3 protein-coding genes are annotated in these 8,305 nt (G+C 51.4%); 2 read left to right on the top strand and 1 reads right to left on the bottom strand.

Going from position 1 to position 8,305, the window contains the following annotated elements; translation table 11 throughout:
* A partial coding sequence (locus tag AACZ40_RS13255) for an Ig-like domain-containing protein (RefSeq protein ID WP_339674628.1) occupies positions 1 to 3,965 on the bottom strand: 3,965 nt, incomplete at its 3' end.
* A gap of 844 nt (positions 3,966 to 4,809) precedes the next feature.
* Between AACZ40_RS13255 and AACZ40_RS13250 the strand changes: the two genes are divergently transcribed.
* Complete coding sequence (locus AACZ40_RS13250; protein ID WP_291179350.1) at positions 4,810 to 6,378, top strand: TolC family protein; 1,569 nt, start codon at positions 4,810 to 4,812, stop codon at positions 6,376 to 6,378.
* Positions 6,375 to 8,273: a hypothetical protein gene (locus AACZ40_RS13245; RefSeq protein ID WP_291179353.1), complete on the top strand. Its 1,899-nt coding sequence runs from the start codon at positions 6,375 to 6,377 to the stop codon at positions 8,271 to 8,273. The genes AACZ40_RS13250 and AACZ40_RS13245 overlap by 4 nt, the downstream gene beginning before the upstream one ends.
* The last annotated feature ends 32 nt before the right edge of the window (positions 8,274 to 8,305 follow it).

Below are 8,305 nucleotides of genomic sequence, written 5' to 3'. Positions count from 1 at the left end.
GTCGTCACGGTGTTTCCTGAGGCTATCGGGGCATCATTCACAGACGTCACATCAATCGTCATCGTACTTGCGGAAGGTGATTCCAGGATCCCATCGCTCACCACAAATCCGAAGCTGTCGTAAGCAGTCCCGTTCGCATTGGCAACGGGTGAGAATGTCAAGTTACCAGCGTCAATGTCCGCTCGGCTGATCACTTGATTCAACGTCACATCGACGCCCGTCAGTTGTAATGCACCCACCGTTTCCAGAACACTGATTCGCACGCTCGCCAGCGAATCACCGTCGATATCACTAAAGTTGAAATCAGACGCCGAGAATACATACGGTGTATCTTCATCTGTCGTCACGGTGTTTCCTGAGGCTATCGGGGCATCATTCACAGACGTCACATCAATCGTCATCGTACTTGCGGAAGGTGATTCCAGGATCCCATCGCTCACCACAAATCCGAAGCTGTCGTAAGCAGTCCCGTTCGCATTCGTGACTGGTATAAAAGTCAGGTTACCAGCGTCAATGTCCGCTCGGCTGATGATTTGATTCAAGGTCACATCCACGCCCGACAGTTGTAACGAACCCACCGTTTCCAGCACACTGATCCGCACGCTTGCCAGCGAATCACCATCTATATCACTAAAGTTGAAATCAGACGCCGAGAATACATACGGTGTATCTTCATCAGTCGTCACGGTGTTTCCTGAGGCTATCGGGGCATCATTCACAGACGTCACATCAATCGTCATCGTACTTGCGGAAGGTGATTCCAGGATCCCATCGCTCACCACAAATCCGAAGCTGTCGTAAGCAGTCCCGTTCGCATTCGTGACTGGTATAAAAGTCAGGTTACCAGCGTCAATGTCCGCTCGGCTGATGATTTGATTCAAGGTCACATCCACGCCCGACAGTTGTAACGAACCCACCGTTTCCAGCACACTGATTCGCACGCTCGCCAGCGAATCTCCATCAATGTCGCTATAGTTGAAATCAGCGGCTGTGAAGATATATGGTATATCCTCACTGATAAAAACAGTATTATCAACGGCAGCGGGTGGGGTATTTACTGGTCCGACATCAATGGTCATTGTGTTAGTGATGGCAGACTCGACTGTGCCATCATACACTACATATGCGAAGCTGTCGTAAGCTGTTCCGTTCTCATCAACTACCGGAGTGAAAGTCAGATTACCGGCATCAATGTCAGCTCGGCTGACGACCTGATTCAACGTCACATCTACACCCGACAACTGTAACGCACCCACTGTTTCCAGAGAACTGATCCGCACACTCGCCAGCGAATCGCCATCAATGTCACTAAAATTGAAGTCGATGACTGCGAATGTATAGGGAATATTTTCACTCGTCACTACTGTATTGTCAGAAGATGTTGGCCCATCATTGTCCGGCACCACATCCACGGTCATGGTATATGCTGCAGATGAGTCACTCGTACCGTCATTAAGTACAAAACTGAAACTGTCATAGGAAGCCCCGTTCGCATTTGCAACGGGTGTGAAAGTCAGATTACCAGCGTCAATGTCCGCCCGGCTGATCACCTGATCCAACGTCACATTCATGCCCGACAACTGTAATGCACCCACCGTTTCCAGAGAACTGATTCGCACGCTAGCCAGCGAATCACCGTCGATGTCGCTATAGTTGAAGTCAGACGCTGTGAATGTGTAAGGCGTGTCTTCATCTGTTGTAACAGTGTTAGCCGAAGCCATTGGGGCATCGTTCACCGACGTCACATCGATGATCATCGTACTGGCGGAAGAGGATTCCAGACTTCCATCGCTCACGACAAATCCGAAGCTGTCGTAAGCAGCGCCGTTCTCATTCGTGACAGGTGAGAAAGTCAGGTTACCAGCGTCAATGTCCGCTCGGCTGATGATCTGATTCAACGTCACATCCACTCCCGACAGCTGTAACGTACCCACCGTTTCCAGCACACTGATCCGCACACTTGCCAGCAAATCACCGTCAATATCGCTATAATTGAAGTCTAATGCTGTGAAAGTGTAAGGAGTGTCTTCATCTGTTGTGATTGTATTGCCTGTTGCCGTCGGAGCATCATTCACAGACGTCACATCGATCGTCATCGTACTGGCGGAAGGCGATTCCAGACTTCCATCGCTCACCACAAATCCGAAGCTGTCGTAAGAAGCGCCGTTTGCATTGGTAACGGGTGAGTAAGTAAGGTTGCCGGCGTCAATGTCTGCTCGACTGATGACCTCATTCAATGTCACATCCACGCCGGACAATTGTAAGGTTCCCACAGTTTCCAGCGACGAGATTCTCACACTCGCCAAGGGATCGCCGTCCCCATCATCGAAATTGAAGTCAGCCGCGGTAAAGACGAACGCTGTGTCTTCACTGGTCGTCACCGTATTGGAGGCAGCTGCCGGAACTTCGTTCACAGGAGTGACTGTGACCCAGATGGTTTGAAAATCGGTGCCTCCAAATCCGTCACTGGCTCCGACAATCACTTCATACACATTATCCGAATCGCTGTCGGCGGGACTCTCAAAATCGGGTGTGGCAAGGAAAGAGAGTTCTCCCGTCGAACTGTTGATGGCAAACGCAGGAGCATCCGTCCCTCCGGTAATTGCATAACTCATTGTATCCAGGTTAGCATCGGTGGCTGCCACCGTGGTTACGGCAGTCGAGTTTTCTGGAACGTTGACCGCAGCCGTCGCAGCACCGCCATCCGAAGTGATCACGGGCGGGTTATTCACCGTATAGCTGATCTGCACATCGTCAATATATAAGTATTCAACAAATAATAACCCCAGCAGCCCACCGTCGTATCCGGTATCGATCTGAATGCGAATCTGTGTATCCGCAGACATCCAGGCAGAGATATCCTGATTGTAGCTACCGGTAAAATCGGTCAGTACGTCCAGAACAGTCCAGGAACCACCGCCATCATCGGAGATCTGGACTGAGAACTGGTCGTCCGATTCTGTACCGCTTGACAGTGCGTCGAACGACAAGGTTGCATCGTGAGCGGTAGAAAGGTTCACTTCACGGGTCACGCTGTTCTCTGTGCCGCTGTCACCTACCATTCTCAAGTTACCGCCGGTTATTCTTACATCACCATTGCTGGCGCTCTGGGCACTTCCTGAATTATCATATTCCACCCAGTTACTGCTCCAGTTTTGTGAGCCGTGATTGTTTCCATACGATTGCGTACTGAACTGATCCAGCACCGTCTCGGTAGCGAACAGACCCTGCCAGTTGTCCTGAAGCAGCGTTGAAAAGATGACCTGTGTTTCCAGATTTCCTGATTCAAATTCCAGATCCCAGTCGCCGCCCCGTGCCGCGGAACCTGTCTCATCCGTACTCGCAGCGATGTCGGCTCCTGTGAGTGTCTGAATTTCCCCCAGCAGTTCCTGCCCGGAATCACTTCCTGCCAGATTACATCCGTAAAACAGCAGATCTGTTTCAGCAGTGAAGGCATTACCCCAGGAAGCAATCTGCTCTGAATACTCGTTAAGGTTATTCAGGCTCAGCCAGGTTGCCCCCAGTTTGACAGCGTGATCATTACCGTGCGAAACAATATGGATTGCATCCACATCGGAATAATCCGCCAATACTTCACTGATCTGGAGAATTCCATCTTGCTCGCTGTCCAGCAGTATGATTTCAATCTGAGACTGATCATCTCCCTGAGCAATCAGGTCTTCAATCAGCTGTTGAAAGTTTTCAGTCGCCTCATCTATGAAGACCAGCTCCAGGTTTCGCTGCATTTCATCTGTTGAATCTGCCAGTCCAAACTGCTGCAGGAGATTACGGTCTGATCCGCCCGGTCCCACAGTACTCTCCTGGGGTACATCCACAACCTGGGCCACAGTCTCTGTTGTTTCCGGCATGACCATGGAGGAGGCACTGCTTGACTCGTTCAAGCCAGCATCGCTTGTCAAAGCCGGGTCAAGTACCACAGCAGCCAGCGGAGAAGCACTCAGCATCAGCAGTTCTTCGAGCTGAGATGCATCAAGGGCCGTACGCTGACCATACCGATTGAATCGTCTTCTGTTTCGGGATTTGAATGGATTCCAATACACTGCTGAGCACTTTCTATGGGGCATCTTGCGCTACAGAGGTCAATGCCGTGAATCACCTCCTTCCCTGCAGGAAAGACCTGATCCAACCCGGCTCAAAAAATATAGGTCACACATTTCTAACAGAATGTGAGGAATCGCATGCCGCAGTTCATATCTTTGTACATTCCATTGTTTCCACTGTGCACACTTGTAAGGCAAACACCTTAAGTGTTCATAATGCTATATGAATGGTTCAAGTTCCGTAATTTAAAGAAGTGATAACGATTACAGGAACTTTTATGTCAGTGGTATATAAGCAATGCAGAAGGTTTTTACCTCAAACGTATTTAAGACCGACTGCCGATGTGGGCCAATCCTCTTATTGGTCTTATGGGCCTGCTCAGGTTGCGCGCTGATCCCGAAAAATGAGCACTCGCAATTGGGTCAATCCCCTCCTTCACAGCACAAGAGGGCTGAGTCAGAACAGGAAGGTTCCAGGTATGATGACATCTCTCTGACCGCTTATACCGGGAGCGCGGATTCCGATCACCAACCCAGCGATAACACCCCAGTCCAGTTATTAACCCCCAATTTCGACATCGTGTCTGCCCCCACAGAGACTGTTGTCCAAACCAGCGCCCAACAATTTCCATTGCCCCCGCTCCATGGCAGGCTCACTCCTGCAGTAGTTCATGATGAGGAAGCTACCCGGGATAATCTACATGTCATTCCACCCGATTTTTCACCCTGGTGGACCAGCAGCGTTACCATGCAGTTTCGGCCTGAGATACCCCATAGCCCGGTCAATGTGAATACACTGATCCAGGAAGCATTGATGAACTCGGCCCAGATTCGAGTGATTAATGATGATCCCATCATCGCAGAAACAGCGATCACCCAGGCGATGTCGGAATTTGATCCCAAACTGTTTCTCGAGTCGAAATTCAACCGCATCAGTGTGCCAGCCAGCAGTACGCTCGATACGGGAACCGATTTCAGTCGTCTGCGAGAGAATGACTGGAGCACCAATATCGGCATTCGTCGGAAACATATCCAGGGGGGGCAGATCGAGCTCGCTCAGCAATTCGGAATGAATACCAGTAATTCGATTTTCTTTGTCCCTCCCAATCAGGGTGATGCACGGTTGACGTTAAGCTTCAATCAACCGCTCCTGAACGGGAGGGGGCAGGCCTATAACGAGAGTCTGATTGTGCTGGCGGAACTGAATACCGGTATTGCCTCAGATCGAACTCAAGCAGCTCTGCAGGATCATCTGCTGGACGTCACAGAAACCTACTGGGAACTCTATTTGAATCGCGTCATCTTTTTACAGAAGCGGAAACATCTGCAGGATGGTCGCCAGATCCAGACCTACCTCGAAAAGCGATACAATCTTGATTCACTGCAAAGCCAGATTGCCCGGGCTCGCGCCGCCGTTGCCAGAAGAGAATCTGAAGTGATTCGTGCGGAAGCTGCCGTCCAGAATTCCGAAACCCGCCTGCGTTCCCTGGTCAATTCACCCCAGTTGGGTTCCAGTACTCACCTGGAACTGATTTCCATCCAGCAGCCAAACGACCTGCGAATTCCTGTAACTGTGGAGGATGCGATGGCAACGGCTATGGAATACCGGTCAGAAGTCGACATCGCTTCTCAGGAAATCCAGGCGGCTCGAGTTCGCCTGGGAGTCGCCTGCAATGACCTGCTGCCAAAACTCGACCTGGTTCTGGAAACGTATCTGACAGGATTGAAAGGTGACTTCAACATTTCGCAAGCCTGGGTCGATCAATTCAGCGTGGGCGAACCGAGTTATACTGCCGGCTTTGTTTTCGAAGTCCCTCTCTGGAGGCAACAGGCCAAATCGCAGCATCTCCAGCGCACCGTGGAACTGCGGCGGTTATTAAATAAATTTGAATTGACGGTCGATAATCTGCGGGCAGAAGTCGAGACAGCCGTCCGGTACGTGGAGACCGCTGATCGTAATTTACGAAGCCAGTATCATTCACTGCAAGCAGCAAACGCGGATGCCGAATATCTGAAACGTCGGTGGGAAATGCTGCCCGGCCATGATCGATCCTCCAGTTTCCTGCTGGAAGATCTGATCGATGCCCAGGACCGACGGGCAGAAGCAGAACAGGCATTCGTCACAGCCCAGGTGGATCACGTGATGAGTCTGACGAAACTCAACCGGTCAACGGGAACCATTCTGCGTCAGGAACATGTCGACATGCCCTTCGAAACAGACCCCCTGCTGGAAGTGCCTGTCAGCGACGAATACTCAGAACCACAGGCGCCGTCTCAAGCCGTTGATCCCTCACTGCTAGGGGAGACGAACTCATGATACTTACTCCTCGCTGGCTTCGGTCTCCCCAACCAGCTGCTGGCAAACAGATCCTGGAACAAATCAGTCAGATCGCCCACTCACTTGTAATTGTGAACGATTCCGAACTGAGAACTCGATGCCAGAACCTGAGAAGGTTGAATCCGCATCTCGCAGCTGATCGGGAAGAAATGACCGTTCGGTGTTTTGCTTTGACTTACGAGTCTGTCCGGCGTGTACTGGACCTGACTTACTTTCCCGAACAACTGCTGGCCGGACTGGCGATGATTCGTGGTGAGATCGTAGAGATGAATACCGGTGAAGGCAAAACCATCACGGCGGTCCTTCCGGCATGCTGGTTTGCGTTGACTGGTCAAAGCGTGCATGTCATGACCGTGAACGACTATCTGGCAGAGCGGGACTTCCACTCTCTGTCACCAGTTTACGGGCGGCTGGGTTTCACAACAGCATTGAATCAACCCGGCCTCTCTGTGGAAACAAAGCGAAGCGCCTACCAGGCAGACATCATCTATGGCCCCGGCTATGAATTCGGTTTTGATTATCTTCGAGATCAAGTCAACCTGTTTTCACAAAAACGACACAGACTGGGGAGTCGATTTTCCAGTCGACTATCTGGCATTCCAGCATCAGACCCCCAACCGGTCCAGCGGGAACATGCTGTTGCAATCGTCGACGAAGCGGACAGTGTGCTGATCGATGAGGCCACCGTCCCCCTGGTACTTTCTTCACAGGGAGGACGTCCCGCTGACAATGCAGACGTGTATCAGGCCGCGCGCTCAACTGCTTTGTCCCTCAAGACAGATCACGACTATGTGGTAAATACGGCGACGTCCGAATTACAGATGACAGACACAGGAATCGCCCGCCTGGCGGCAGATGTCCGGCAACTCCCTTCTACACGATTGGATCGGCCCTGGCGGCAATATGTCGAACAGGCATTGCGTGCCGAGCTGTTCTACCAGCGTGAAGTCCACTACATATTTCGCGACAAGAAAGTCCAGATCGTCGATCCCCATACCAGTCGCATTTTCACAGACAGGACCTGGCGTGATGGTTTGCACCAGGCTATCGAAACCAAAGAAGCGGGAACGATCACAAACGAAAACCGTCCGATCGCCAGAATCAGGAGACAGAAATTCTTTCACCTGTACAATATGCTAACGGGGATGTCAGGAACCGTTCAGGGATGCCAGCAGGAGTTAAGCGATATCTACAGATTATCAGTTTGTGTTATCCCGCCTCATAAACGCTGCCGGAGAATCGACCTGCCCCCCCGGCTTTTTGTGGATGGGGATTCCCGAGAACAGGCTGTTGTACAATCGATACAGGAAATTCATTCCACTCAACGCCCCGTTCTGGCAGGTACTTCAGACATTCATACCAGCAAACGCCTGTCCCGGCTGCTGGACCAGTGTCACATAGCTCATCAGGTTCTCAACGGTTTGCAGGATGAATCAGAGGCAAAGCTGATCGCCTCGGCAGGCGAACCCGGGACAATCACCATTGCGACGAATTTGGCGGGACGTGGTACCGATATCAAACTGGGGGCAGAAGCCATTCAAGCGGGGGGGTTACATGTGATTGCCACCGAATTACAGCTCTCTTCGAGAATCGACATGCAGTTAATGGGTCGCGCCGCCCGAAATGGCGAACCAGGGTCCAGCCAGATCTTTGCGTCGATCGAGGACCGCCTCTTTCTGGAACAGATGCCCGACGGGAGACATTCATTGAGACGACAGGCAGACTTGAACGGTGAGATTGCGGTCACCAACCAGTTGAATCACCACATCGCAAAAATGCAGCGTTCAGCCGAACGGAATGCCATGCGAGGCCGTAAACAGCTCGTGAAACATGACGACTGGCTCACTAATGCAGCCTGTCGTGCTCCGGGTTAATCGGCACTATTTGATTTCCCCTATTCAGACCC

Source organism: uncultured Gimesia sp., assembly GCF_963972345.1.
GTDB lineage: Bacteria > Planctomycetota > Planctomycetia > Planctomycetales > Planctomycetaceae > Gimesia.
This window is presented reverse-complemented; position numbering and strand designations above follow the sequence as displayed.

Bases quoted from the DNA above. Each gene is read 5' to 3' on its own strand.
- AACZ40_RS13250 (WP_291179350.1), top strand. From the start codon at position 4,810: ATGCAGTTTCGGCCTGAGATACCCCATAGCCCGGTCAATGTGAATACA.
- AACZ40_RS13245 (WP_291179353.1), top strand. From the start codon at position 6,375: ATGATACTTACTCCTCGCTGGCTTCGGTCTCCCCAACCAGCTGCTGGC.